Source organism: Flectobacillus major DSM 103 (assembly GCF_000427405.1).
GTDB lineage: Bacteria > Bacteroidota > Bacteroidia > Cytophagales > Spirosomataceae > Flectobacillus > Flectobacillus major.
Window position 1 is genome coordinate 5,037,208 of the sequence record NZ_KE386491.1, and the last position, 26,836, is coordinate 5,064,043.

Below are 26,836 nucleotides of genomic sequence, written 5' to 3' on the forward strand. Positions count from 1 at the left end.
GCAACGCACACTGGCAATATTATTGCTCAGGATGTGGTACTTGGCGAGCAAATTTTTATAACTATTTTGATAAGTACTATTACTTATTGGATAAAAATGTAATTTTGTATTTCCAAACCATAAAATCACTAACAAAATATGAAAACAATTTACCAGTGGCTGTCAGAGTACGGAGAAAGTCATCAGAATACAACCAACAAAACTGTACACTGGATATGTGTACCACTTATTTTTTTTAGTATTGTAGGCTTCTTTTTTAGTATCAAGCTTTCCTTTTTTAGTATTTTGGGTTTAGAAGGAAACGTAGCATTATTGTTACTGGCACTCACAACGATTTATTATTTTGTACTTTCAAAAGCCTTATCAATAGGCATGTTTATATTTTCGTTTACTTGTATATTATTATGTACTATTATCGAATCGTCGGGGATAGCTCCTTTGTGGCAATTTTGTCTGACGATTTTTATTTTGGCATGGATTGGACAATTTTGGGGGCATAAAATCGAGGGGAAGAAACCTTCCTTTTTCAAAGACCTTCAATATTTAATGATTGGCCCGGCATGGCTATTGAGTTTTATTTATCAGCGGTTAGGTATTCAGTATTAAGACTTAAATAAGCCTGTAACAGCTAGCCTATTCAGGTTGCCTTTTGTCATAAATAAGTATAACGCAGCACCAAATCTTGTTATTTGGTGCTGTTTTTATTTATGGACAAACCATCATTAAATTTAACCTTAACCAATTAAAGCCATGTTTTTGATTATCATTGGATTGCTATTACTAGTGGTAGGTTTTGTTATTAATAATCCTGCCCTTATGATTGCTCGTTATGCCCGTCCAACCCAACTGCTTGGAGGAGTAGTGTTATTAATAGGTTTGGTTACGGCTTCGGTTCGGCAAATAGACACTGGCGAGGTAGGTGTGCCATCGTTGTTTGGAAAAGTAAAAGACGAAACCTTGAACAGCGGACTAAATTTTATTAATCCGTTGTCGGAAGTAACGATGTTTGACATTAAGACACAAAACTACACGATGTCGGCATTGCATGATGAAGGCGATAAAGAAGGCGACGACGCTATTAGGGTGTTGACTGCCGATGGGCTAGAAGTGATTATAGACCTGACTATTCTTTACAAAATTGTGCCAAGCGAATCTCCCAAAATTCTAAAGGAAATAGGAGGTAATTATAAAGATAAGATTATTAGACCCGTAACTCGCACCAAAATCCGTGATAATGCAGTGTATTACGATGCGGTGTCGTTGTATTCTATCAAAAGGGATGAGTTTCAAAACAGGATTTTTAATGATATTGAAAAAAACTTGAAGATTAGAGGTATTATGCTTGAACAATTGTTGATTAGAAATATCAATTTACCAACGTCTGTCAAAAAAACAATTGAGTCAAAAATCAATGCTGAACAAGAGGCTCAGAAAATGCAGTTTGTTTTGCAAAAAGAAAAACAAGAAGCCGAACGCAAACGTGTTGAAGCTCAGGGAATTGCCGATTACCAGAAAATCCTATCGACAGGGCTAAGCGATAAACAGCTTCAATACGAGGCTATTATTGCCCAAAAAGCCTTGGCTCTTTCACCCAATGCCAAGGTTATTGTGATGGGTGTAAAAGGTAATACGCCTATTATTTTGGGGGATAAATAATGACATAATTTAATAGTACAGGTTTGGGATTATTATGAATCTATGGTTTATTTCTGTAAGGAATAAGCCTGTAGAGAATTGTAATATTCAATAATCTGCCCCATGTCGTAAGGGGCGGCAATATTCAAAGATTTATGAGCGATAAAGGCCGCTATTTGTTCGTGATAGGAGGGTAGTAGCTCAAATAAGCTTTTTTTAGTGCCTTTATATTTTCGGATTTCGTCGTTGGCATTTTTTATAAAAAGCTCATAATCCAAAAAGAAAAGCGTTTTGGTGTTTAACAAGCCCTGATTGTTATGGTAGGTTTTATAATAAAGCGATATATTTTCAGTATTGTCGACAATCACCCCAAAAAAGCTAGCAACCCAATAGTCATTTTTAATACGAGCAGGAATGGTACTAAAAAGACGTTTTACCTTATAAAAGGTATCGTAGTAAGAAAAATGTTTGACCTGCTGTGCCGAAAAAGTTTTAATTCTATTATCATCTGTTCTGAGTTTTAGGATACTGTGTTGTAATTCTACTTGCATGGTTCCGTAAAGAGTATCACCTTCTTGCAAAATAATTCTGCCATAATACCACTCATCTGAGGGGTTTTGAGAGAACAAGCTACTAGATAGCATTAGTGAAATATGAAGTACAAACATGATATTTCTCATAGTAGTGCAAGGTTAAAGTAGTGAAAAAGACAAGCACTACTCAAATAAGAGGACATAAAAAAAGGAGAAATGAAAATATCATTTCTCCTTTTAAAATTATAACTTTTTTTATCCTTTCAAAATATTATGACCCATTTTATCTCGTTTGGTCTGTAAATATTTTTCGTTGTGTTGGTTAGGTTCTATTTCGATAGGTACTGTTTCGACAATTTCGAGACCGTAACCAAACAATGCTGCTCTCTTTTTAGGATTATTAGAAATCAATTTAATTTTGCTAAGCCCCAAGTCACGCAAAATTTGAGCTCCAACACCATAATCTCGTTCGTCCATTTTGAAGCCCAGCTCAAGGTTAGCTTCTACGGTATCACGTCCCATTTCTTGAAGTTTGTAGGCTTTAAGTTTGTTGATTAACCCAATACCCCTACCTTCTTGGAACATATATAGAACCACTCCTTTTCCAGCTTTTTCAACCATCTCCATAGCACGGTGAAGCTGTCCACCACAGTCGCAACGACAAGACCCAAAAATATCGCCCGTAACACAAGAGCTGTGCACACGTACCAACACGGGTTCATCTTTGCTCCAAGTTCCTTTTGACAAAGCCAAATGAGTTTCACCAGTTTGTTTTTGACGGAATGCCGTAAGCTCAAAATGTCCCCATTCTGTAGGCATATCAACTGCAATTTCACGTTCGATCAAAGATTCTTTTTTCAGGCGATATTCTACCAAGTCTTTGATGGTCACCAATTTGAGGTTAAACTTATCGGCAATTCTGCGTAAATCGGGCAAGCGAGCCATAGTACCGTCCTCGTTAAGCACCTCAATTAATACGCCCGAAGGTTTGAAGCCTGCCAATTTGGCAAAATCCATCGCAGCTTCGGTATGTCCAGTTCTTCTGAGAACACCCTCTTTTCGAGCCTTTAGCGGGAAAATATGGCCAGGTTTACCTAAATCTTCGGGTTTGGTATTTTCATCAACCAACGCCTGAATAGTTTTGGCACGGTCTTGAGCCGAAATCCCTGTAGTACAGCCATGTCCAAGCAAATCTACCGATACCGTAAATGGTGTTTCGTGGGTTGCGGTATTGTGCCCTACCATCATTTCCAAGCCTAATTCGGCACAACGTTCTTCTGTCAAAGAAACACACATCAATCCACGCCCCTCACGAATCATAAAATTAGACATCTCGGCAGTCATGGCCTCCGATGCACAAATCATATCTCCTTCATTCTCACGGTCTTCATCGTCGGCAACAATGATTATTTCTCCATTTCTTATTGCCTCGATGGCCTCTTCTATACTATCAAGTTTTATAGCTGACATTGTTGGTATCTGTTGGGTCTATTTAGCTTTAGGCAAAAGCATTTTTAGCTCCAAAAATTGGGTTGTGTGAATGAGATTGCTTAAAGGAAAAAAAGACTAAATCTGTTTTTATTTATAAAACTCCAAAGGTACAGCTTTTTGTTCCTTGTATTCAATACAAGGTGCTATAAAGGCATATTTTTTGTATATTTATCCATTAATATCATAAAAATCTTTTCCTTTCGTTATACACTCAAAGAAATAGACACTTACGTCGCAACCTCCACTTGTCTCCCTATAAGGTTTTTTTATGATAAAATACTAGCATAGTTATTGCTAGTGGTATAGGACAAGAGCATATCCCTAAGTTGATTTTTTGACATTTAATCATTATGAATAATTTGTTACGACCGCGTACTTACTTCCTTTTTTTTGCTATATTTTGTACATTATTCTCTTTACCAACAAGGCTGATAGGGCAAAAATGCCCTGATAGGCCTTCATTTGATAATGGTGATTTTGTTATCAATGGGGGTACTGTTATTACAGGCGATGGTGATGGAGACCCTGCTAGGCAAAATAACATGCCTATAATAGTGTGTCCGGGCCAACCCATCGACTTACAAGTTCAGAATAATGCTCCTCAAAGTTCTCGATTTATTGTAGTACCCAAAAGTGAAACAAATCACCTTCGGATTACTTCGGGGTTATCGGGTACTGCTACCAATACCGATGCTTCGGGGTATCTTCAGCTAGCTGTTCCTACTACTCCTGATTATTATTATTTAGTGAGTGTGGGGAGTTCAAATGGTACAGGCTATTATGCGTGTCAGGTTATTCAAGTAGTGAATCTTCAAACACCCGATATTGCGGTTCAGGTTTGTAGTGGTAATGAAGTAAATATAACTTGGCTTAATACTCCCAACAATGAAAATTATGAGAATTATATCATAGATGCCACTGGCATAGGTACTCAGTTTAGGCCAATAGCCTCAGCTGTAGCAACATATCCAACTGCTAGAAAAATTGATTTGGTAAACTCTGGAAGTCATGATGTGGTTATAACAGGCGATACCAAAATAAAGGGGTGTCCAAGTGTGTATAGAACAACCGTTGTAACGTCGGGTACTACTTTGTTTACACCTACGGTTAAAAATTTAGAATATAATACCACAGCCAGCGGATACGAACTGATAGTATCGGGGCAGCCCAATACTAAACGGAATATTTATATTCGTGAACCTAACGTACCTTTTAATTATTCGCTACCGCCTTATCAGGTGTTTACTTCTGTGAGTACGAGTACCTCCGAAAAAATTCCAATTACGTTGCCCAATCCGAGTAAACAATACTGCTTTAGGGTAGTGGTAGAAGATGCCTGTAGTGTTCCTAATACTGTACCTAATGCGGCTCTTATTTCAAACCAAGAAATCTGTTCGACACCTTTTAGTGTAGTGCCAAACAATGGAAAAAATACACTGATTTGGGGACAAGCTCAGACTGGTCTTTCGGGGAATAATGTTTTTAATGATTACGAAATAACCCGTACCGACCAATTCGGCAATGTCGACGTAATACCTATTACTAATATTAATACTACTCAAATCGACGACAATAATAACTTAGTTTGTGGCGTAAAATATACCTACAGTATCAGAACACGCTATAATTATAGTGCCTTTGCTGCTCCAATCGAAGTTACGGCGATGTCTAATGTAAAGCCTCCAAGTGTCGATAATATCTTTACATCGGTGCTTACCAATAATGGCGTAAGTAAAATCAGGGTGACTAGTTCTTTTAATACCATTCAACCTGTTGGTATTTCGGGGTACAACTTTTATCGTGCCGATTCATTTACGGGTACCTATAGCAAGATTACTCAGCAAAATACCGACTATTACGACGACCCAACTGCCAACCCCAGCGATGCTCAATATTGTTATTATATCACTTGGCAAGGTACTTGTGGCGAGTCTGAGCCTTCTAATAAAGTTTGTACTGTATTTACACAGGTACGTAATGCTCAACTTTACTGGACAAAAGAAATGCCTTTTTCGGGTGCAATTAACTCCTATTCTGTATATCGAATAGACCCTACAACGGGTTCGCCGATTGTAACGGCAGGGTCGGGGTTGCCATTCACTACTAGCAATACTAATTTGGATTTACAAAGCTTGAATATTCCAGAGGCCGACGGACAAGATATTTATTTGGTCATTGAAGCTTTCCCAACAACGAGTACATTGCCAAGTAGTTTGTCCAACTATGTGCTATACCAGCGGCCGTCGTTGGTGGTGTCGGCACAGGCTTTTTCACCCAATGGCGATGGTATCAATGATACTTTTTATATACAAGGTAGATTTATTAAAGAAATAAAAATGAAGATTTATGACCGTTGGGGTAATATTGTTTTTTATACCGAAACCAACGATTATCAGAGTAACCCCAAGATTGGTTGGGATGGAACCAAAGAAAACGGCCAAAAAGTAGGAGTGGGGGCTTATCCTTATCAAATAGAAGTAGAAGATATTTCGGGGAATAAAATTCATAAAGAAGGAACAATTACTGTAATTTACTAAAACTAAACATTGACAGAAGCACCCTCATTATTTTGTGTAAAGGGGCTATCTGTTGTAAATTGCAGAAAATATTTTAGTAAAAAACACAGCCATATATCAACCTTGTAGATAGGGGTTGGATAGACTGCTAAAAATCAATATAATAACTATGTTTGACATGATGGGAATGCTTGGCAAGGTCAAAGACCTTCAAGCAAAAATGAAAGAAGCACAAGAAACGCTCGGAACGATTATTGAAACAGGCGAATCGGGCGGAGGCATGGTCAAGGTAACTATCAATGGCAAAAAACAATTGCTAAAAGTTGAAATAGACGAAGATTTATTGAAGCCATCCGACCAAGAAGTGGTACAAGATTTGGTTGTGGCGGCTACCAATATTGCGATGAACAATATTGAAGGAAAAATCAAAGAACACCTTCAAAAAGCTACCAACGGCTTATTGCCAAATATCCCAGGTTTAGATTTGGGAGGAATGTTTTCCTAAACTGTATCTTGCTGATGTCTCTCAAAATTCAAAATCTCACAAAAGTATATGGCCAACAAAAGGCGGTAAATGATATATCTTTTGACGTACAAAAAGGCGAAATTGTTGGTTTTCTGGGCCCCAATGGTGCAGGTAAGTCTACAACTATGAAAATTGCAACCTGTTATATTCCTGCTACTTCGGGTAGTGTAGAGGTTTGTGGCTTTGATGTCCGGCAATCACCTAACGATGTACGTCGTAATATTGGTTATTTGCCCGAACATAATCCACTTTATTTGGATATGTATGTCAAAGAGTTTCTTGAATTTGTGGGTGGTATCTATAAAATCAAGGGAAATACCTTAAAGCAGCGTATTGAAGAAGTAATTGAATTGGTAGGCTTACAGGTTGAGCAGAAAAAGAAAATAGGGCAACTCTCAAAAGGCTATCGCCAAAGGGTAGGGCTAGCACAAGCTCTAATTCATGACCCTCAGGTATTGATTTTGGACGAACCTACTACTGGCCTCGACCCCAACCAGTTGGTCGAAATTAGAAGTGTGATTAAGCAAATTGGTCGAGAAAAAACCGTTATTTTTTCCACTCATATTATGCAAGAAGTAGAGGCCATTTGCGACCGTGTCGTTATTATTAATAAAGGGCAAGTTATGGAAAATCAACCGCTCGACAAACTTGTGCAGTCAGGCAAAAACCTAGAACAGATATTCAGAGATTTGACGACAAGGTAATAAAATAACCAAGCATAAAAAACATGAGCTAGCCCTAATTTAGTGATTATTTTTGAAGATGCTTTTCATCAGTAGTGATTTAATGCTTTGCGGCTAAAAATGTATCATGCTGACATTTAACATTCAAAAGGTGTTCGAAACTAGTTTTTCGAACGCCTTTTGAATGAATAGCCCCAGATTTGCTATCGTTTGAGCAATTGATAATTCCCTTCAAAATTCACTTGATGACCTACCTTATGAATCCCAACAAACACAAATAGGAGATTTCTTTAAATATTACTTAAAATTCGGGATGACTCATGTTTATGCTTTTTATTTTCTTAAATCTTGCAAAAGCTTACTCGAAAACAAAAATTCATTGAGTTCGGGTACCGTATTTTGTAGAATATTGGTATTGTCGCCTTCCCAAAGCTTCTGACCTTTGTACAAAAACATAATACGCTCGCCAATACCCATCACCGAACTCATATCGTGTGTAATAACGATAGTTGTGATATTGAACTCGTCGGTAATTTCTTTGATTAAATCATCAATTTTGACAGATGTGAGTGGGTCGAGGCCAGAGTTGGGTTCGTCACAAAAAAGGTATTTAGGGTTCATTACGATTGCTCGTGCAATACCTACCCTTTTTTTCATACCGCCCGATATTTCGGAAGGTGTTCGTTGACCAGCATTTTCCAATCCTACCCTTTGCAAGCAAAATTCGGCACGGTCAATCTTTTCCTTTTCCGACATATTGGTAAGCATATCCAACGGGAATTTTACATTTTCGAGTACCGTTTTTGAGTCGAATAAAGCTCCTCCCTGAAACAAAACGCCCATTTCTCTGCGAATTTCTTTTTGTACTTCCTCTTCAGAATTATGGAAATCTCGGCCATCGTACAAAATATGTCCTGTTTCAGGCTTAATAATACCAATCATACATTTGAGTAGTACACTTTTACCAGTGCCACTTCCCCCAATAATCAAAGAGGTGTCGCCAGGCTTAAATTGCCCGCTAATGCCAAGTAATATATCTCGACCGTTAAAGGATTTACAAACGTTGTTAATTTCTATCATTTGTTCTCATTAGAGGAGTGGAATTTTTACCCGAGAGCCACACCCAATATTTATATTATAGTCCAACAAATTTAACGAAACTTATAGACATTCAGTATTTTTGGTTTAGAATTCCATTGGTTTCAGTATTTACACCTGCCAAGATATGCTTGTTGCTATTGTATAAAAATAGCAAAATACTACCTTAGTACAGATACGCCCACTTATTGGCCAAATATCAGACACTTTTCTTATAGTGTTTCTATATTTTCTAAGTAAAAATCGGCTTGTTTGAGTAGCTCTTGTTTCGTGCTATCAGACATTTTATGGAGGCTCATATACGCCATACCAATACGTGGATTTTTTTCTAGTAAAGCTCTATTTCGGTCAAAAAAGTGCCAATAAAAGCTATTAAAAGGACAGGCTTTATCGCCAGTTTTTTTGTTTTTATCATAAAAACATGTGCCGCAATAATGGCTCATTTTATCAATATAGTTGGCCGAAGCAACGTATGGTTTTGAACCTACAATTCCTCCGTCGGCATACTGGCTCATACCCCTAGTATTCGTGATTTCGACCCACTGAATAGCATCAATATAAATCCCCAAATACCAAGTATCTACTTCGTCGGGATGAATGCCTGTGAGTAGCATAAAATTGCCTGTCAACATTAGCCTTTGAATATGATGTGCGTAAGCATACTCCAAACTTTGCCCAATACTGTGGCGAAGGCAAGCCATTTTGGTTTGGCCAGTCCAAAACCACGAAGGAAGCTTTCTGTTGTGTCCAAAGAAATTCATGCTAGCAAACTCAGGCATTTTTGCCCAATAAATACCACGCATATATTCTCGCCAGCCTAATATTTGTCTAATAAATCCTTCAATTTGAGCAATCGAAATAGTGTTCTGGTTTTGCTCCCAATAGTGAACACTTTTCTGAATGACTTCTAGTGGATGTAACAATTTGAGATTAAGTGAAAACGATAGCCTAGAATGATAAATAGACCAATAGGCGGGGTGCATCGCGTCTTCATAAGTACCAAAATAAGCAAGGCAGTGTTGAATAAAATAGTCTAACAAAGCCAAGCTTTCGGTACGGCTCACAGGCCAACTAAAGTGATTGACTTGGATGTTACCTATTGTTGGGATAGCAAACCGATGAATTAACCCAACGATATGCTCTACATTCTTTTCAAAAACTAAAGGTTGAATAGGCTGATGTTCTTTGGGAAGCTTTTTACGATTATCGGCATCGTAGTTCCATTGGCCAGAAATAGGCTGACCTTCGTCCATCAGTATATTATATTTTTTACGCATCATTCTATAAAAGCTTTCCATCAGGTACGTTTTTTTACCCTTAAAAAATGATGCTAAGTCATCTCTTTTGCTCAAAAAATGTTCAGAATCGACAGCTTTCGATGGAATATGGATAGATTGACAAAAAAGTTGTAATTGATGGTCGAGGCGATATTCATCGGGGAGCTGATATTCAAATAACTGTATGTCTAGTTCTTGAATAAGCCAAAGCAGATTATTGGTTAACGACTGTGTATTTATTTCATCATCTAGCATAATGTAATTTATGCGATGCCCTTGCTCGTGCAATTCTTGGGAAAACTGCCTCATAGCCATAAAAAAACCAACTACTTTTTGGATATGGTGAGTTACATAGTCTGTTTCTTGACGTATTTCCATCATCACATACAAAATAGAGTTGTCAACGCTATCAAACCACGAATGTTTGTGATTGAGTTGGTCGCCCAAAATAAGGCGTAAAGTTGTAATTTTCATGAAGAGAAAACCACATTATACAGCTAATTGTTTGGGTAACAAAAAGCCTCTTACTGAAATAAGTTCAATAAGAGGCTTTTGTAATAGAAAGAAGTACGAAAGTACTATTTAGAAGACAATACAGCACTAAAGTACTCACGGTTCATACGAGCGATATTTTCCAAAGAAATTTCTTTTGGACATTCAGCTTCGCAAGCACCTGTGTTGGTACAAGCACCAAAGCCCTCTGCATCCATTTGTGCAACCATTTTTTCGGCACGCATAGTACGCTCAGCTTGTCCTTGTGGCAACAACGACAATTGAGATATTTTAGCAGAAGTAAATAACATAGCCGAAGCATTTTTGCAGGCAGCTACACAAGCACCACAACCAATACAAGCTGCTGCTGCGAAGGCCTCATCAGCATTTTCTTTTGGAATAGGTAAAGCGTTGGCATCTTGAGCATTACCAGTATTAACAGACACGAAACCACCTGCCGAAATAATACGGTCGAAAGCAGAACGGTTTACGGCTAAGTCTTTAATTACAGGGAATGCTGCAGCTCTCCAAGGCTCAACGGTAATTGTTTCACCTGATTGGAAAGAACGCATGTGCAACTGGCAAGTAGTAACGCCGCGGTTAGGGCCATGAGGGCTACCATTGATATACATCGAACACATACCGCAAATACCTTCACGGCAGTCGTGGTCGAAAGCGATTGGCTCTTGGCCTTCGTTGATTAATCTTTCATTAAGAACGTCAAACATTTCGAGGAATGACATATCCTCAGAAATACCAGTAACGTCGTAAGTCTCGAATCTACCCTCCGAGTTGGCATTTTTTTGACGCCAGATTTTGAGCGTCAAGTTCATATTTCCTTCCATTTTGTTGGCTGTTTGAAGATTTGAAAATTTGAAGATTTGAAAATGAAGGAAATAAAATGCTATTATTTCAGCTTCATTTTAGAACTGTGATTATTCAGGAGTGTCTCCTAATAATTACAGTTAATTCTTCAAGGATTATGTTTTCTGCTTTTGGGTAAAGCTCGGTCAAAGCCAATACTTAGTGTTATTGGGTTGAGCCTCCCATAATTTACATCAATAGTAGTATTGCCTTACTATTGATTTCTAATACTACATAATTTGATGATTTGTAGAGAAAATGAAAGTATTTGATTGGTTTTGGGAATATTTCTCTTAAAAGGCTATTTTAACTAGAAACCTACCACAAGTTTTATCATTCTACTTTCATTTTCAAATCAGCAAATTTTCAAATTATTTATAGCTACGTTGAGCAATTTTAATATTTTCGTACACCAATTCTTCTTTGTGTAGTTCGTATTGAGAATCACCTTTGTATTCCCATGCTGCAACGTAAGCATAATTTTCGTCGTCACGTTTTGCTTCACCTTCTTCTGTTTGGTATTCTTCACGGAAGTGGCCACCACAAGACTCGTTACGATTCAAAGCATCGATACACATCAATTCGCCCAATTCTAAGAAGTCAGCCACACGAGTAGCTTTTTCTAATTCAGGGTTAAATTCATCAGCATCGCCAGGAATACGAACCTCTGACCAGAATTCTTTACGAAGAGCTTTGATTTCTTCGATAGCTTCTTTCAAGCCAGCTTCGTTACGAGCCATACCACACTTATCCCACATGATTTTACCTAATTTTTTGTGGAAATAATCAACAGATTTAGAGCCTTTGATAGTCATCAATTTGTTGATAGTATCTTGTACAGCTTTTTCGGCTGCCACAAACTCAGGGGCATCGGTAGGAATAGCTTTTGTACGGATATCGCCAGAAAGATATGAACCAATTGTATATGGAATTACGAAATAACCATCGGCCAAACCTTGCATCAAAGCTGACGCTCCTAAACGGTTGGCACCGTGGTCAGAGAAGTTAGCTTCGCCCAAAGCATAAAGCCCCGGTACTGTAGTCATCAAGTTGTAATCAACCCAAAGGCCACCCATTGTATAGTGTACCGCTGGATAAATACGCATAGGAACTTCGTAAGGGTTTTCGCCAGTAATTTGTTTGTACATATCAAACAAGTTACCATATTTTTCTTTCACAACTTCTTTACCCATGGCTTTCAATTCTTCTTCCGAAGCATTATGAATACCTCTTTTGTTGGCTTCGCCACGGCCATAACGCAAGATTGCCGCAGCGTAGTCAAGGTAAACAGCCATTTTAGAAGCACCAACACCATAGCCAGCATCGCAACGCTCTTTGGCAGCACGAGAGGCAATATCACGAGGTACAAGGTTACCAAAAGCAGGGTAACGACGCTCCAAGTAATAATCACGTTCGTCTTCAGGAATTTGGTTGGCAGGGCGAGTATCATTAGGTTTTTTAGGAACCCAAATACGACCATCGTTACGCAACGATTCAGACATCAATGTCAATTTTGATTGATGGTCGCCAGATACAGGAATACAAGTAGGGTGAATTTGAGTATAACAAGGGTTACCAAAGAATGCCCCTTTTTTGTGAGCTTTCCATGCCGCTGTAACGTTAGAACCCATTGCATTGGTAGACAAATAGAACACGTTGCCATACCCCCCCGAGCACAACAATACAGCATGTCCGAAGTGGCGTTCTAATTTACCTGAAATAAGGTCACGAGCAATAATACCACGGGCTTTGCCTTCAACCATTACAACATCCATCATTTCGTGGCGAGTAAATAATTCTACATTACCCAAACCAACCTGACGTTGTAAAGCCGAATATGCCCCCAATAGTAACTGTTGACCTGTTTGGCCAGCAGCATAAAAAGTACGTTGTACTTGTGTACCACCAAAAGAACGGTTAGATAATAATCCACCATATTCACGAGCAAAAGGTACACCTTGAGCTACGCATTGGTCGATAATACTACCCGATACCTCTGCCAAACGGTGAACGTTAGCTTCTCTGGCACGGTAGTCACCACCTTTGATAGTATCATAGAAAAGACGATAAACAGAGTCACCATCGTTTTGGTAGTTTTTGGCAGCATTAACACCCCCTTGAGCTGCAATTGAGTGAGCACGGCGAGGAGAGTCTTGGAAGCAAAAAGCCTTAACTTTATACCCCATTTCAGCCAAAGAAGCTGCCGCAGATGCACCAGCCAAGCCAGTACCTACTACGATAATTTCAATATTCCGCTTGTTTGCGGGGTTTACCAATGGCACGGTCGAACGGTACTTTGTCCATTTTTCCGACAGTTGTCCATCAGGAATTTTAGCATCTAATCGAGTTGACATAATTATTAATTACAAATTTTAATTATGAAATGAATGAAAATTCAGTGCTTGCGTAAAGGTTTAACTCAAACGCTCAACACTTATTTAATAATACCTAAATACATAGCAACTGGCATAGCTGCAAACACTAATGGTACTATAATGGCAAATGCAACACCAACCGACTTCACAAACGGTGTGTATTTTGGATGATTCCAGCCCAATGATTGGAAGGCACTCTGAAAACCATGCAACAAGTGATACGCCAATGAAATACAACCAGCTACATACACCAATACTACTGGTAATAATTCAAACGTTTCTTTCATTTCTTGGAACAATGTTTCTTCTCCGCTCGTAATGTGATCTGTAAAACGACTTACAACCCAGAAATGCTTTAAGTGCAAGACCAAAAAGATTAATAACAAGGTGCCTAATAATCCCATAGAACGAGAGTACCAAGTACTGTTATCCTTTGAAGTAACGGCATACTTAACTGGACGCTTCTTGCTATTTGCCGACCACAACATAAGGCCGTCTACAATGTGTGCAATCAGACCCACAAATAGACCAATTTCAGCGGTACGGATAAAAAAGTTACTACCCATAAATTCTGCCGCAGCATTGAAGGTTTCGCCACCGTCATTCAAAAAAATGCAAGCATTAATACCACAATGGACGAGAAGGAAGGCTACCAATGATAGGCCTGTTATCGCCATGATGAGCTTTCTGCCCAGTGAACTTGATAAATTTTTTGTTACCCAAGACATTTTTTTATAAGTTATTGGTTATTAATTAGTTAACAATTAATAGTGCAAAATTAAGGACAATAAAGAGCTAACCCCCTATTGATTAATTGCTATTAACTATTAATTAGTTGAAAAATTGAACTCAAAACTACAATCGAAACGTCTGCCAATCAAATAATCTATAAGATTTTAGCAATTATTTATAATATTTCTACGTTTTTTTACTGTATTCTGGCATTTAGTGAAATATTATTCCGAATAACTTACTGCCAACAATTACTAGAATTAAGCGTTGTATCGTTGTAGCAATGATGCGGTACCTTCATCATTCAAGCTCAATTCTGAATAACCAACTTCGTGTTTGATTTTTTTGTTTTGTTAGTTCAGAAAAAATTTATTCTCTAACTTGTAGCTGTAAAGTGTGTAGGAAAGGAAATGAAAGTCACCAACGGGCTTTCTTGAGCCGTTTATCCTCAAAACTTTTTATTAATCTTACTTATGAGACCAAACTTTATCTACATTCTCATTTTGGGCTTTTTCATGAGCCTTTTTACATTTCATTCCGCCAAGGCTACCCACATGAAAGGGGGCGAAATTACCGTAAGACGTATTTCTAATACTGCCTTGACCTATGAATTTACGCTGACCATTTATTGCGAATATAACCCTGCTTGGCAACAACAACGTGAGGTATTATTTTGCTTTGGCGATGGCCTTGGCTCAAAGGTTTCGCCTCGTTCTAATGGCGGAGGCTTGGGTGAGGACATCGGAAATGGTACTTGGAAAGGGATCTATAAAGCGACCTATACTTATGCCGCCCCCAGTAATTACAAAGTAAATATTGGTATCCAAAACAGGAATGCGAACGTAAGAAATATACCGAACTCTGACCAAATCAGCTTTTATGTTGAAACTATTTTTAAAATAGACCCAGGATTGGGACTCAACTCAACCCCCTTGCTACTTAACCCTGCGGTGGATTTAACTGCTATTGTTGGCCAAAAGTTTATTCATAACCCCAATGCTGTTGACCCAGAGGGCGATAGCTTGGCGTATCGTTTGATTGATTGCCGATTGGGCGAGCAACAAACTTGCGTTGGCCGTGGGGCTGCTATTCCGGGTTTTCGTCAGCCCAACTTAGTAGCAGCTTCTCCTTCTAGCTTTACAATTAATGCTAGAACTGGTGATTTGATCTGGAATACTCCCCAAGAAGTAGGTTTATATAACTGTGCTTTTGTGATTGAAGAATGGCGAAATGGAGTGAAAATCTCGGAGACTGTCCGAGATATGCAGATTGAAGTAAAGGATGCCGACAATAAAGCTCCTGTCATAAAAGTACCAGACGATATATGCGTCGAGGCTGGAACACTGATTCAAGAAACCATTTCTGCCGATGACACGCCTGCCAGTGCAGGGCGAAAAGACCCCCTCAATTTATTCTCGACAGGCTCTGTATATCGTTCTACCGACCCTAATGTGGTTTTTGCTCAGCCTTATGCCACTTTTACGGCTGCCGCTCGCCAAAATCCAATTGCAACAGGTGTGTTTAGATGGCAGACAAGTTGTGCTCATATCAAGGAACAACCTTATGATGTACTATTTAAGGTAGAAGATTTACCACCAGGCTACGATCGTAACCCTCCTTTGATTCCGAAACTGGTTGATAGCAAAATTTGGAGAATTAAGGTGGTTGCTCCGCGTGTCAAAAACCTCAAGGCTGTTCCTGACGCGGGTAATCGTAGTATTACTTTAACATGGGATTCGTATACTTGCCAAAATGCTGGAGCTGAGTTGATTATCTACCGAAAAGTAGGTTGCGATAATTTTGTGCCAGATAAGTGTCAAACGGGTATTCCTGCTGGTTTAGGATACGTAGAAGTAGCTAGAGTACCTATTTCTGCTACAACTTATATCGACAAAAATTTGAAAAGAAATACAGATTATAGTTATCGATTAGTGGCTTCGTTTGCAGCTCCGTTAGGTGGAAAAAGTGTAGCTTCCGACCAAATTTGTGCTCGTTTAGAATCGCAAATGCCTGTTATTACCAATGTCACAGTCGATAAAACATCTACAACCGATGGTGAAATTACGGTGAAATGGACTCGTCCAATCGACTTTAATCCTGCTCTGTTCAAAGGGCCATATCAATACCGTTTGTTTAAGGCTACAGGGGTCAATAGCAATACATTTACGCAGGTTTCGGGAAATGTTGATGCCGATTTGTCGGGTACAAAAGCCGATACAGTTTTTGTAGATACCAAACTCAACACTCAAGACAATGTGTATCGCTATCGCCTTTTGTTTTATTATACCAGTGATACTGGCCTAACGTTGCTCGACAGTACCGAAGCTTCAAATAGTGTTCGCCTCACAACAACAGCCGATGTACGTAAAGTAACTTTGTCTTGGCAGGCTAATGTGGCATGGTCAAACGAAAATCAGACACACAGAATCTATAGAGAAACTCGCCCAGGTTCAGGCGTATTTACTCGTATTGCCGACGTAGCTGTACAAGGGGCCTCAACTTTTACTTTTTCCGATGATGGACAAGACCGAATTGCTTCGGATGGTACATTCAATGTAAAAATGTCGCCAGACTCATCGTACTGTTATAAGGTCGAAACTGTTGGCTCGTATAATGCTCCAAAGGTAAAACCTAATTTGTTGTATAATTTCTCGCAGATTAGTTGTGCAACACCCAAAAGCGACATCGTACCGTGTCCGCCAGTCCTGAATATCGATTTACTCGATTGTGATGCCTATACAAAAGATGATGCTAATTGTGAGGTGTCTACCTTCAAAAATATACTGACTTGGACTTCGCCAGACAAGCAAGCCAATGGTAGCGACTGTGATAAAGACATTGTGAAATATACATTGTATTATGCCTCAAGTGCTGATGGAACATTCACAAAACTAGCCGATATTACAAGCCCAACGCCACCAGCTACAACTTATACACATCTGAAAAACGATTCGTTTATTGGTTGTTATTATGTAACTTCTACCAATAAATATGGAACAGAAAGTGCCAAAAGCAATACGGTTTGCAAAGACAACTGTCCGAGTTTCTCATTGCCAAATGTATTTACGCCAAATGGCGATGGTAAAAACGATACTTTCCAAGCCTTAAAATGCCCTCGATTTGTACAAACACTAACATTTGTGGTATATAATCGTAATGGTCAAAAAGTATATGAATATACAGGGCCAAAATTGGAATGGGATGGTAAAGACAGCTCAGGAAAAGATGCCCCAGCAGGTACGTATTTCTATAATTGCAATGTGTCGTTCCAAACCCTAGAACCAAGCAAGGCTTCGTTGTCGTTGAAAGGATATATTGAATTGTTGAGATAAGTAAGGATTACTTCTGTCAAAGAACAGAAAGCTCATCTTTTATCAACCAATTAGATAAGCCTTAAATTTTGTAAGCCTATTTTACAAAATTTAAGGCTTATTGCTTAAAAAATATATTATGATGAAAACACAAGAAATAGCTTCTGACGGAATTATCCTTTTTGATGGAGTTTGTAATTTTTGTAATGCTTCTATTAATTTTGTCATAGACCACGACCCTCATCAGCATTTCAAATTTGCCTCGCTTCAATCAGCTTTTGGACAAGCTGTTTTAGCAAAGTATCAAAGAAGTACGGCTGATTTTGATTCTGTTATATTGTTGAAAAACAATAAGTTGTATCAAAAGTCATCAGCGGCTATCGAAATAGTCAAAAGCCTCTCAGGAGGCTGGCAATACCTTGCTATATTTAGGGTATTACCAGAATTTATCAGAGATTTTGTCTATGATTTAGTGGCTCAAAACAGATATAAGATTTTTGGTCGAACAGAAGCTTGCCGTATGCCAAGTCCAGCCTTAAAAGAAAGGTTTTTATCATAGAATTATGATGAATGAATACCGAATATGTATTTTTGTAGACTAGAATTCAAGCATATAGGGTTTCTATGGGCTAATTCATTCATTTAACCAATTCATTCTTCAAAGCATGAAAGCATACGTTTTCCCTGGTCAAGGCTCACAATTTATAGGAATGGGCAAAGACCTTTATGACAAATCAGAAACAGCTAAGGCATTATTTGAGAAAGCCAATGAAATATTGGGTTTCCGTATTACAGATATTATGTTTAACGGAACCGACGAAGAGTTAAAACAAACAAAAGTAACACAACCAGCTATTTTCTTGCACTCAGTAATTTTAGCAAAAGAAACCCCCGACTTTAAGCCAGAAATGGTAGCAGGCCACTCTTTAGGTGAGTTTTCGGCTTTGGTTGCAGCAGGAGCATTGAGTTTTGAAGACGGTTTGGTATTGGTATCGAAAAGAGCTTTAGCCATGCAAAAAGCCTGCGAAGCCAATCCATCAACAATGGCCGCAGTATTAAATCTGGCCGACAATGTGATTGAAGATATTTGTGCTTCTATCGACGACGTTGTGGTTGCTGCTAATTACAACTGCCCAGGTCAGGTCGTAATTTCGGGAACAAACGAAGGTGTAGCTTTGGCAGGCGAAAAGCTTAAAGACGCAGGAGCAAAACGAGTTTTACTATTGCCAGTAGGAGGGGCGTTTCACTCGCCACTTATGGAATCAGCCAGAGAAGAACTAGCTGCAGCTATTGAAGCTACGGCGTTGAATGCACCCGTGTGTCCAATTTACCAAAATGTAAATGCACAGGCTTCTACCGATGTAGCTACTATCAAAGCTAATTTGATTTCGCAATTAACAGGTGCTGTACGCTGGACACAGTCGGTACAAAATATGGTTGCCGATGGTGCTACCTCGTTTGTAGAGTGTGGCCCAGGAAAGGTATTACAAGGTTTGGTAAAGAAAATCGCTCCAACCGTCGAAACAAACGGTATAGTACTTTCTTAGGCTGTTCTAAATAAAAAAATATTGATTTTTTTTACTGCGGTAAACTTCAAATAGTCAATAACTTAGATAGGGCGATGATTTTTTTAGGAGATTTTTTTTTAAAATGACTTGACAAAGCAAATTAATCGCCCTAATTTTGCACCACAATTCAGTTGTACTGACCGATGGTGTAACGGTAACACTACGGTTTTTGGTACCGTCATTCATGGTTCGAATCCATGTCGGTTAACAAAACCTCTCTTTTCTTCCCGATTGGGGAGGTTTTATTTTCAAGTGTCAGCAACAACAACGAATTAGATTGACCGATGGTGTAACGGTAACACTACGGTTTTTGGTACCGTCATTCATGGTTCGAATCCATGTCGGTTAACCATAAAATTAGGGAATCTACTATTAGATTCAGCGTTCAGCTAAAAGCTAACAGGTATTAATTTTAAAGTGTGTAAATGACCCATGGTGTAAGGGTAGCACATCAGATTTTGGTTCTGCTAGTCTAGGTTCGAATCCTAGTGGGTTAACAAAGAAGCCTCTCAAGTCTTTAGATTTGAGAGGCTTCTTTTATTTAGAAAAAGATTGTGCTTATAGATTCAATAGAGAATTATTCAATAAAAAGCATTACCTTAGAATAATCGCGATACAAGTTTTATTAGTACTGAAGGTTTATTACGTTTGAACATAAAAATCTTCATTTCATCACCCAAAATGGCCTAGTTGTTGATAAAATACTTAATTTTGTAACTTATATTAATAGACCATTAAACCTCCCGAAGCTAACGTGACATTAATCAAATCTATATCAGGAATTAGAGGAACTATTGGAGGAAAGGCAGGTGAGGCTCTCACTCCTTTAGACGTAGTTAAATTTACCGCCGCTTATGGCACATGGTTGAAACGCAAAAGTATAGGTAACCACAAAATTGTGGTAGGACGAGACGCTCGTTTATCTGGCGACATGGTGTCTAAGCTGGTTGTGGCAACTTTACAAGGTTTAGGTTTTGATGTAGTAGACCTCGGACTCTCAACAACGCCTACAGTAGAAGTGGCTGTGCCATTTGAAAAAGCTGCTGGAGGGATTATCCTTACGGCAAGTCACAATCCGATTCAGTGGAATGCCCTCAAATTACTCAACGAAGCAGGTGAATTTATTTCGGGTGCCGATGGTGAAGAATTATTGGCCATTGCCGATTCAGAGGGTTTTGATTTTGTCGAAGTAAAAAAATTAGGCTCTTACACCCAAGATGACACTTGGTTACAAAAGCATATCGACATGATTTTGGCTTTGCCATTGGTCGATAAAGAGGCTATTGCCGCTAAAAATTTTAAAGTAATTATTGATGCTGTTAATTCAACAGGTGGTATTGCTGTACCAATGTTGCTTGAAGCATTAGGTGTTACTCAAATTACCAAATTACATTGCGAGCCAACGGGTAATTTTGCACACAACCCCGAACCGCTTCCCGAAAACCTTACCGATATAATCAAGGCTATCGAGAAAACTAAATACGATTTAGGTATTGTGGTTGACCCAGACGTAGACCGTCTGTGTTTTATTAACGAAGATGCTGCCCCTTTTGGTGAAGAGTACACATTAGTAGCAGTGGCCGATTATATTTTGCAAAATCAGAAAGGAAATACCGTTTCTAATTTGTCTTCTACTCGTGCTTTACGTGATGTAACCGAAAAAAATGGAGGGAAATATTATGCTTCGGCTGTAGGTGAGGTCAATGTGGTAACGCTCATGAAATCGGCAAAAGCTGTAATTGGTGGCGAAGGTAATGGAGGTATCATTTATCCTGAATTACATTATGGCCGTGATGCCTTGGTGGGAATTGCTTTGTTTTTAACTCACTTGGCAAAGTCGGGCAAGAAAATGTCGGTACTAAGAAAAAGCTATCCAGAATATTATATTTCTAAAAATAAAATTGAACTAACACCCGACATCAATGTAGATGATGTGTTGGAAGCAGTAAAAAAGAAATATGCCAAAAATCCAATCAATGCTATTGATGGAGTAAAAATCGACTTTGAACGTGAATGGGTTCACCTTCGCAAATCAAATACCGAACCTATTATTCGGATTTACTCAGAGTCAGATTCAATGACCAAGGCCGAAAACTTAGCCAAAAAATTAATTAGCGATATAAAGGAAGTCGTTACAGCGAATATCTAAAAATCATATCTATTACGTTAATTTTTTTGTGAAAATTTTTGTTATCAAAATGTCAGAAGCTACCCTTCTGGCATTTTGTGTTTAGGGGATTGTCAAGTTAACATACAGAAGTACTAGAGTTAATATATTTTGTCATAAATAGGGTTGAATTACCAATAATACAGCCCCAACCAAATTAATTAATATCATGCAACAACGAGTTTATTTGGACAACGCTGCCACCACACCACTCGACAGAGCGGTGATTGAAGCAATGTTGCCGATGATGGAAAAGAATTTCGGTAATCCATCATCTATTCATGCACACGGAAGAGAAGTTCGTAATGCTATTGAACGTGCTAGAAAAACGGTAGCAGGCTTGCTAAATACTTCTCCAGCAGAGATATTTTTTACTTCAGGTGGTACCGAAGCCGATAATACTGCTATTGCTTGTTCGATTGAAGAATATGGTATCAAACACGCTATTACATCGGCGGTAGAGCACCATGCCGTTTTACATACCCTTGAGCATCTTGCCAAAACAGGAAAAATCAAATTAAGCCTTGTCCAGTTAGATGCCAAAGGACACGTTGATTTGAATAATTTAGAGGAATTACTGAAAAACAATCCCAACTCGTTGGTATCGTTGATGCACGGCAATAACGAAATTGGTAATTTGTTGAATTTGGAAAAAGTAGGAGAGATGTGTAAAGAGTACGGGGCAACTTTTCATTCAGATACCGTACAAACGATGGGTCACTACAAACACGATTTACAAAAAATCAATATCGACTTTATTGTAGGGGCTGGACACAAATTTCATGGCCCCAAAGGTGCTGGATTTTTGTATATCAATGCCGATAAAAAAATACATCCGTTTATTCATGGAGGTTCGCAAGAACGTAATATGCGTGGAGGTACCGAAAATGTGTATGGTATTATTGGGCTTGCTAAGGCTTTAGAAATAGCCTATACTGGTATGGACGACCACCGCAAGCATATTGAAGCGGTAAAGAGCTACATGATTGAAAAACTGAAAAGTAACTTTGATGGTATTTCATTTAATGGCGATTCTGATAATCTCGAAAGAAGTTTGTATACAGTACTCAACGTCAATTTCCCTCCATCCGACGAATCGGATATGTTTTTGTTTAATTTAGACATTAACAAAATTTCGGCTTCGGGGGGTAGTGCTTGTACAAGTGGTTCAAATATTGGCTCGCACGTGTTAACAGCCATTGGTGGCGACCCTAACAGACCATCGGTGCGATTCTCGTTCTCAAAAAATAATACTATTGAAGAGATAGACTACGTGGTAGAAAAATTAGGGCAAATTTTGAAAGTAGAGGCTTAATTTATTAAAAGTATGTTTTAAGTTTAATAGTTTAAAGTTAAATTTGGGTAAAACCCTATAAAATAGGTTTCATTTTAAAGGTGTTTTTGTAAAATTTGTTTTTTGAAATATTCCCAATAGTATTCTATTTTGTTTCAAAAAAGTAGCAGATACCCCAAACTATAAACTATTAAACTTAATCATAATGTTAGAACCGTCTGAAGGGTCACGTCGTCCCGAACTAAAAAGGGTTATCAATACAGTTCAGCTTTGGAGTATTGCAGTTGGGTTAGTGATTTCTGGAGAATATTTTGGCTGGAATTATGGTTGGCAAACTTCAGGAACAATAGGTTTTTTGTTTTCTACGCTATTGGTTACGGCAATGTACGTAACATTTATCTTTTCATACACCGAACTTACCGCTTCGATTCCACATGCTGGTGGTGCATTTGCGTATGCACGTCGGGCTTTAGGCGTTACTGGAGCCTATATTGCAGGTTTTGCCACACTTGTTGATTTTTTGTTAGCTCCGCCTGCTATTGCCTATGCTTTGGGTAGTTATGCCCATTTTCTCAACAATGCCATTCCTGTAGTACCTGCTGCTATGAGTATGTATTTTATCTTTATTGGTATCAATATCTTTGGTATCAAAGAATCTGCTCGTTTTTCGTTGGTTGTTACCATATTATCAGTTCTTGAATTGGTGGTTTTTTTAGGGGTTATTACTCCTTATTTTAAAACTGGAAACTTTGTAGCTCATAATCCAGAACATGTGTCGGTAAGTGGCATTTTTGCAGGAATTCCTTTTGCTATTTGGTTTTTTGTGGCTATCGAGGGAGTAGCAATGGTGGCCGAAGAAGTTAAAAATCCACAGGCTACTATTCCTAAAGGGTATATATCAAGTATTATAACATTGGTGGTGTTGGCTTTAGGAGTGATGATTTTGAGTGCGGGTGTTGGCGACTGGCGAAAACTCATGAGTCTCGACCACCCAATTCCAGAGGTTTTGGCAATGGCCTTGGGCGAAAACAGCCAGCTATCCAAGATTTTTGCTAGCTTGGGTTTATTTGGGCTTATCGCTTCTTTTCACTGCAATACCATTAGTTATTCTCGGCAGATATACGCTTTGGCACGTGAAGGATATTTGCCTAAATTTTTATCAGCTCTCAACCAACGTTATCAAACACCACACTGGGCTTTGATTGCTGGCGGTTTGGTGGGTTTTTTGGCCATATTTTCAGGCACAACCGACAAGATTATCATTATGTCGGGCTTGGGGGCTGTAGTCATGTATGCTATGAGTATGTTAAGTTTGCTGGTATTGCGGGTAAAAGAGCCCGCCCTCGACCGTCCTTTCAAAGCTCCTCTTTACCCTTGGTTTCCTATAATAGCTTTGGTGTTATCGCTGGTATGTATGGTTGCTATTATGTACTATAACCAGCTATTGAGTGTTATATTTTTTGCTTCGTTATTTGTGTCATGGGCTTTTTTTATTGTTACACAAAAAAAAGGGAAGTGACAGAGGCATTGTGAATGGGTAATTTGTGAAAAGTGCTAATAAACCTAAACTCAAATATCCGATAGCACAGCTTTTCAATCCTTTGTATGCTCTATTCGCTTATTGATAACGCTAGCCCTATGTGTATCTAAATTCACCACTCTTCAAGTTTTTATTGGTAGAATAATGTTTTTTTCCCAAATTCGGTATTAAGTATTCATTAAGCCAGGGGATAGATATGTCAATATTAGACAACATAAAAAGAATATTTCGCTTTAAAGCTACCCAAAATCAAGACGAAGGGTTGGTTCATGACACTGTTGTACAGGAAGTTGAATCGGTAGAAGCTGTGCAAGTACCCAGTGTTCGTTTGGTAGAAGAACCTACAACTATCTTGAAAAATCAGCCAGATTGGTTAATCAATGAAGATATATTAAGAGACGAAGGAGTAATATTTGGTCTTTCGGGGTCGAATCCTGAAGAAAAAATCTCTATTATTCGTAATTATTTTACCCAACAAACTGCCGATACAGAAAAGTTGATAGAATATCGTGAAGAAAAGATAGGTGAACTTAATTATTGGATTAACGAAAAAGAGGATTTGGTAAAAGATGCAGAGCGGAAAATTGTAGAATTGAAGAATAAGGAATTTGACGAACAACATCATTTACCCAGAACAATTATCGGTATTACGCTAGCAATAGGTATTGCAGTTGGGAATTATTTTCTTATTGAAGAGTCGTTAAGAGGTCATTTTGAACAAAATAAATTGATTGCCTTGGGGGTTTTTGGGGCGGGTATGTTCAATTTATTTGGTCGTATTTCTTTTTTACACGACGATGCTCGCCAAAGTACTTGGCGTAAAGTGCTAGAAGAAATAGGAATGCCTTTGGCTGCTGCTTTTTTTGTATTTGCTCAGATTTATCAAACCCAACCACCTCTCAATGCTTGGGCTTTGTTGGTATTTATCTTCTTCTTATTTATGTTTTCTGGAAAACTCCTTCTGGGGAATCTCACCATTTTGAAAGATGATTTAAGTATTTTTCAAAAAAGAAATCAGTTGGAAAAAGATAAAATCAAAAAAGTGGCCGAGTGGGAAACCGAAATCGCTAATCATAAAAGCGAAACTGAAAAATTCCGTTCAGAAAAACAGGCTGTTTTGCTTGAACTAAGTAAATATATTGCCGAACGAACTCGCTTTCATGCACAAAGAGATATGCTTATCAAGGTTTTTGAAAGTGAATATCATTTGGCACTAAACTACAGAAGTAAAGCTTCGGCCAAAGATATTAGTCGTATTTTGGGCGAAGAGCCTTCTTCTCAATTATAATTCTTTTCTGTGTTATCATCTCAACTTTCTTTGATTTTTCATTATGGAAGAAAATAAATCCCATACCGAGAATTACGATTTTCAACATGGATATAGCAGTGGCTTAGAGTCGGTTGATAAAAATACCTACGAAGGTTATTTGTCGAGTCAGGTGAATTTTGAATGGCTCAACCGTCAATTACACGAAAAAAAACAAGAGTTGTTGGCTATTGACCAAGCTATTGAACAGGCCAAAATACGTTTTAAGACAGCTTTTGATGCTTTACAAGAGCGGATTTTGAAAGTAAGCCTAGCTGGCAAAAACAAAGAAAGGCTAGAAACAGAGCTTTTCGAGATAGAAGAATCGCAACATGCTTTACAAAAAAGAAGGCTTGGCTCTGCTCATAAATACTCATTATTGGCGGGTATTGTTTATTTGGTGGCGGGTATTTCGTTTGTGGCAGGCGATTTGATTATTTCGCATGAAATTGTGGCTTATGCTCTCAATATCCATAATACCTTCGAGGCATGGGCTTTTGCGGTAGGGCTAGCAATGGTTTCTATCTTGCTAAAACCAGCCTATGAACGCTTGATTGAATCGCCATACGCCGAGGAAAAAGACAATAAAGCCAAAGTGATATATACTTGGTTTAAGGGTATTACTGTAGTATTTTCAGTAGCAACTTTGTTTGTGTTGGGTTGGTTTAGGTACGAGGCTTACAAAACCGATAAAATGAAGGAGGGAATCAATAAGGCTATCAAAAACCTCAATAACCAAGTATTTGACCCTTTGAACCCTACAGCACCACCACCGCCCGAGGTGCGTCAGCAAATAGAACAGAAAATGCAAAGTTTTGATTTACTCAATCAAAATTTGGTGAATAGTGGCTGGGCATTGGCCTCTTTTGTGCTATCGGGTGTACTTTTTGCCTTGGCAGGGGCTATTTGTTTGGGTATTGCCTTTCCTGTATTACAATGTTATTGGTATCGTTGGGTACAAATCGACCCGCAATTGAAGCGTTTGACCAAAGCCCGAAAAGCGATTATTCCACAGATTCAGCAGTTTGATAATGAGTTGGCTGAGCATATAATTCAAAAGAATATTCTGGAAAATGACTTGACGTTGGTAGATAGCACCGAAAAACTGGAAGCAGCAAGAACAGAAATGATAGCAGAAATTAAATATATCCAAGAGCAAATTCGTTTATCAGAAACAGATGCCCGAATCGCTTCGTATAATGATGGATTTGGTAAAGGCTCGATGGTGCGTGAGGCTATTAATGAAGATGAACTTCATCAGTTTGTTCGGGAAAGTTATTTTACAACCGCCAATTTAGCGTCAAAAGCCAAGTCGTCGTCTCCTGAAAAAGCCCTATTTAGTAAACGACCAACCCTTCGGCCTCATCAACAGCTAAGAAAGCTAATTTCGGAAGATTTTGACGGAACCGCTGAAAGCTAATGAGATAG

At 38.5% G+C, this 26,836-nt stretch carries 20 protein-coding genes and 3 tRNA genes; 16 read left to right on the forward strand and 7 right to left on the reverse strand.

Features of this window, described 5'->3' with window-relative positions; genetic code table 11:
• Positions 1-138: 138 nt before the first annotated feature.
• Both FLEMA_RS74840 and FLEMA_RS74845 read left to right on the forward strand, forming a co-directional pair.
• On the forward strand, positions 139-606 hold the full coding sequence (locus FLEMA_RS74840; RefSeq protein WP_044173842.1) for an Mpo1 family 2-hydroxy fatty acid dioxygenase: 468 nt from the start codon (positions 139-141) through the stop codon (positions 604-606).
• Between the two features lie 144 nt (positions 607-750).
• Positions 751-1,656 carry a prohibitin family protein gene (locus tag FLEMA_RS74845; RefSeq protein ID WP_044173844.1) on the forward strand — a complete coding sequence of 302 codons (906 nt, stop codon included), beginning with the start codon at positions 751-753 and terminating at the stop codon, positions 1,654-1,656.
• Between the two features lie 47 nt (positions 1,657-1,703).
• Here the strand turns inward: FLEMA_RS74845 and FLEMA_RS0159110 are convergent, their stop codons facing one another.
• Entirely contained in the window at positions 1,704-2,315 is a 612-nt protein-coding gene (locus FLEMA_RS0159110) for a hypothetical protein (protein WP_026997426.1), read from the reverse strand.
• A gap of 108 nt (positions 2,316-2,423) precedes the next feature.
• Positions 2,424-3,638 (reverse strand): bifunctional 3,4-dihydroxy-2-butanone-4-phosphate synthase/GTP cyclohydrolase II, encoded by a 1,215-nt coding sequence (locus FLEMA_RS0159120; RefSeq protein WP_044173847.1) that lies wholly within the window; start codon positions 3,636-3,638, stop codon positions 2,424-2,426.
• Between the two features lie 371 nt (positions 3,639-4,009).
• On the opposite strand from FLEMA_RS0159120, the gene FLEMA_RS74850 reads away from it, so the two are divergent.
• From FLEMA_RS74850 to gldA, 3 genes are all read left to right on the forward strand, one after another.
• Entirely contained in the window at positions 4,010-6,196 is a 2,187-nt protein-coding gene (locus tag FLEMA_RS74850) for a T9SS C-terminal target domain-containing protein (protein WP_044173851.1), read from the forward strand.
• A 148-nt stretch (positions 6,197-6,344) separates the two neighbouring features.
• On the forward strand, positions 6,345-6,680 hold the full coding sequence (locus FLEMA_RS74855; protein ID WP_044173854.1) for a YbaB/EbfC family nucleoid-associated protein: 336 nt from the start codon (positions 6,345-6,347) through the stop codon (positions 6,678-6,680).
• Between the two features lie 14 nt (positions 6,681-6,694).
• Positions 6,695-7,405 (forward strand): gliding motility-associated ABC transporter ATP-binding subunit GldA, encoded by a 711-nt coding sequence (gene gldA, locus FLEMA_RS74860; RefSeq protein ID WP_044173855.1) that lies wholly within the window; start codon positions 6,695-6,697, stop codon positions 7,403-7,405.
• 312 nt (positions 7,406-7,717) lie between these two features.
• Here gldA and FLEMA_RS0159230 read toward each other — a convergent pair whose 3' ends face one another.
• The 5 genes from FLEMA_RS0159230 to FLEMA_RS0159270 form a co-directional block, all read right to left on the reverse strand.
• Entirely contained in the window at positions 7,718-8,464 is a 747-nt protein-coding gene (locus FLEMA_RS0159230) for an ABC transporter ATP-binding protein (protein WP_026998013.1), read from the reverse strand.
• A gap of 230 nt (positions 8,465-8,694) precedes the next feature.
• Entirely contained in the window at positions 8,695-10,233 is a 1,539-nt protein-coding gene (locus FLEMA_RS0159245; protein WP_026998014.1) for a cryptochrome/photolyase family protein, read from the reverse strand.
• 104 nt (positions 10,234-10,337) lie between these two features.
• Positions 10,338-11,084 (reverse strand): succinate dehydrogenase/fumarate reductase iron-sulfur subunit, encoded by a 747-nt coding sequence (locus FLEMA_RS0159255; protein WP_218918577.1) that lies wholly within the window; start codon positions 11,082-11,084, stop codon positions 10,338-10,340.
• Positions 11,085-11,486: 402 nt separating this feature from the next.
• Positions 11,487-13,469 (reverse strand): fumarate reductase/succinate dehydrogenase flavoprotein subunit, encoded by a 1,983-nt coding sequence (locus tag FLEMA_RS0159265; RefSeq protein ID WP_026998015.1) that lies wholly within the window; start codon positions 13,467-13,469, stop codon positions 11,487-11,489.
• A gap of 80 nt (positions 13,470-13,549) precedes the next feature.
• Complete coding sequence (locus FLEMA_RS0159270; protein ID WP_026998016.1) at positions 13,550-14,218, reverse strand: succinate dehydrogenase cytochrome b subunit; 669 nt, start codon at positions 14,216-14,218, stop codon at positions 13,550-13,552.
• A gap of 477 nt (positions 14,219-14,695) precedes the next feature.
• Here FLEMA_RS0159270 and FLEMA_RS74865 point away from each other — a divergent pair, with 477 nt between their 5' ends.
• From FLEMA_RS74865 to FLEMA_RS74900, 11 genes are all read left to right on the forward strand, one after another.
• Positions 14,696-17,554, forward strand: coding sequence for a T9SS type B sorting domain-containing protein (locus tag FLEMA_RS74865; RefSeq protein WP_044173857.1), 2,859 nt, complete (start codon positions 14,696-14,698; stop codon positions 17,552-17,554).
• A 118-nt stretch (positions 17,555-17,672) separates the two neighbouring features.
• On the forward strand, positions 17,673-18,092 hold the full coding sequence (locus FLEMA_RS74870) for a thiol-disulfide oxidoreductase DCC family protein (RefSeq protein WP_310587238.1): 420 nt from the start codon (positions 17,673-17,675) through the stop codon (positions 18,090-18,092).
• Positions 18,093-18,198: 106 nt separating this feature from the next.
• Positions 18,199-19,080 carry an ACP S-malonyltransferase gene (gene fabD / locus FLEMA_RS74875; protein WP_044173860.1) on the forward strand — a complete coding sequence of 294 codons (882 nt, stop codon included), beginning with the start codon at positions 18,199-18,201 and terminating at the stop codon, positions 19,078-19,080.
• Positions 19,081-19,238: 158 nt separating this feature from the next.
• Positions 19,239-19,309 (forward strand) — tRNA-Gln (locus FLEMA_RS0159395).
• Between the two features lie 70 nt (positions 19,310-19,379).
• A tRNA-Gln gene (locus tag FLEMA_RS0159405) sits at positions 19,380-19,453 on the forward strand.
• A 74-nt stretch (positions 19,454-19,527) separates the two neighbouring features.
• Positions 19,528-19,598, forward strand: a tRNA-Gln gene (locus FLEMA_RS0159410).
• Positions 19,599-19,855: 257 nt separating this feature from the next.
• A complete protein-coding gene (gene glmM / locus FLEMA_RS74880; RefSeq protein ID WP_044173862.1) occupies positions 19,856-21,250 on the forward strand; it encodes a phosphoglucosamine mutase in 1,395 nt (464 codons plus the stop codon).
• A gap of 187 nt (positions 21,251-21,437) precedes the next feature.
• The gene (locus FLEMA_RS74885) at positions 21,438-22,583 is read left to right on the forward strand and encodes a cysteine desulfurase family protein (protein WP_044173865.1); all 1,146 of its coding nucleotides are present in this window, start codon (positions 21,438-21,440) and stop codon (positions 22,581-22,583) included.
• Between the two features lie 184 nt (positions 22,584-22,767).
• The gene (gene eat, locus FLEMA_RS74890; protein ID WP_044173867.1) at positions 22,768-24,081 is read left to right on the forward strand and encodes an ethanolamine permease; all 1,314 of its coding nucleotides are present in this window, start codon (positions 22,768-22,770) and stop codon (positions 24,079-24,081) included.
• Between the two features lie 217 nt (positions 24,082-24,298).
• On the forward strand, positions 24,299-25,390 hold the full coding sequence (locus FLEMA_RS74895; RefSeq protein ID WP_044173870.1) for an MFS transporter: 1,092 nt from the start codon (positions 24,299-24,301) through the stop codon (positions 25,388-25,390).
• Between the two features lie 43 nt (positions 25,391-25,433).
• Complete coding sequence (locus FLEMA_RS74900; RefSeq protein WP_044173873.1) at positions 25,434-26,828, forward strand: hypothetical protein; 1,395 nt, start codon at positions 25,434-25,436, stop codon at positions 26,826-26,828.
• Positions 26,829-26,836: the final 8 nt, after the last annotated feature.

Excerpts from the sequence above, each read along its gene's own strand:
- FLEMA_RS74840 (WP_044173842.1), top strand. The coding sequence starts at position 139 with ATGAAAACAATTTACCAGTGGCTGTCAGAGTACGGAGAAAGTCATCAG.
- FLEMA_RS74845 (WP_044173844.1), top strand. The coding sequence starts at position 751 with ATGTTTTTGATTATCATTGGATTGCTATTACTAGTGGTAGGTTTTGTT.
- FLEMA_RS0159110 (WP_026997426.1), bottom strand. The coding sequence starts at position 2,315 with ATGAGAAATATCATGTTTGTACTTCATATTTCACTAATGCTATCTAGT.
- FLEMA_RS0159120 (WP_044173847.1), bottom strand. The coding sequence starts at position 3,638 with ATGTCAGCTATAAAACTTGATAGTATAGAAGAGGCCATCGAGGCAATA.
- FLEMA_RS74850 (WP_044173851.1), top strand. The coding sequence starts at position 4,010 with ATGAATAATTTGTTACGACCGCGTACTTACTTCCTTTTTTTTGCTATA.
- FLEMA_RS74855 (WP_044173854.1), top strand. The coding sequence starts at position 6,345 with ATGTTTGACATGATGGGAATGCTTGGCAAGGTCAAAGACCTTCAAGCA.
- gldA (WP_044173855.1), top strand. The coding sequence starts at position 6,695 with ATGTCTCTCAAAATTCAAAATCTCACAAAAGTATATGGCCAACAAAAG.
- FLEMA_RS0159230 (WP_026998013.1), bottom strand. The coding sequence starts at position 8,464 with ATGATAGAAATTAACAACGTTTGTAAATCCTTTAACGGTCGAGATATA.
- FLEMA_RS0159245 (WP_026998014.1), bottom strand. The coding sequence starts at position 10,233 with ATGAAAATTACAACTTTACGCCTTATTTTGGGCGACCAACTCAATCAC.
- FLEMA_RS0159255 (WP_218918577.1), bottom strand. The coding sequence starts at position 11,084 with ATGAACTTGACGCTCAAAATCTGGCGTCAAAAAAATGCCAACTCGGAG.
- FLEMA_RS0159265 (WP_026998015.1), bottom strand. The coding sequence starts at position 13,469 with ATGTCAACTCGATTAGATGCTAAAATTCCTGATGGACAACTGTCGGAA.
- FLEMA_RS0159270 (WP_026998016.1), bottom strand. The coding sequence starts at position 14,218 with ATGTCTTGGGTAACAAAAAATTTATCAAGTTCACTGGGCAGAAAGCTC.
- FLEMA_RS74865 (WP_044173857.1), top strand. The coding sequence starts at position 14,696 with ATGAGACCAAACTTTATCTACATTCTCATTTTGGGCTTTTTCATGAGC.
- FLEMA_RS74870 (WP_310587238.1), top strand. The coding sequence starts at position 17,673 with ATGATGAAAACACAAGAAATAGCTTCTGACGGAATTATCCTTTTTGAT.
- fabD (WP_044173860.1), top strand. The coding sequence starts at position 18,199 with ATGAAAGCATACGTTTTCCCTGGTCAAGGCTCACAATTTATAGGAATG.
- FLEMA_RS74885 (WP_044173865.1), top strand. The coding sequence starts at position 21,438 with ATGCAACAACGAGTTTATTTGGACAACGCTGCCACCACACCACTCGAC.
- eat (WP_044173867.1), top strand. The coding sequence starts at position 22,768 with ATGTTAGAACCGTCTGAAGGGTCACGTCGTCCCGAACTAAAAAGGGTT.
- FLEMA_RS74895 (WP_044173870.1), top strand. The coding sequence starts at position 24,299 with ATGTCAATATTAGACAACATAAAAAGAATATTTCGCTTTAAAGCTACC.
- FLEMA_RS74900 (WP_044173873.1), top strand. The coding sequence starts at position 25,434 with ATGGAAGAAAATAAATCCCATACCGAGAATTACGATTTTCAACATGGA.